Raw genomic sequence first — 233 nt, 5'->3', positions numbered from 1 at the left:
ACCGCGCACTGCGCCGGCGCCGGCAACCAGTCCGGAGCAGCGAGCCGCGCCACGATGCGCGCGCCCAGCCCCAGCCGTTCCAGGCCCGCCACGGCCAGCACGATGGCGTCGTCGCCGCCGTTGTCGAGCTTGGCCAGGCGCGTGTTGACGTTGCCGCGCAGGTCCAGCAGTTCCAGGTCCCGGCGCAGCGCGCGCAGCTGGGCCTGGCGGCGCAGCGAGGAGGTGCCCACGCG

The 233-nt window shown here is 76.4% G+C and carries 1 pseudogene; it reads right to left on the bottom strand.

The window, feature by feature from the left end:
- A pseudogene (locus ACQG3P_RS24325) lies at positions 1-233 on the bottom strand (hydroxymethylbilane synthase); the annotation flags it as partial.

This window comes from Stenotrophomonas sp. SrG, from assembly GCF_050031795.1.
GTDB classification, from domain to species: domain Bacteria; phylum Pseudomonadota; class Gammaproteobacteria; order Xanthomonadales; family Xanthomonadaceae; genus Stenotrophomonas; species Stenotrophomonas rhizophila_A.
The sequence above is the reverse complement of the archived record's forward strand: the minus strand, read 5'-3'. Positions and strand labels throughout refer to the sequence as shown.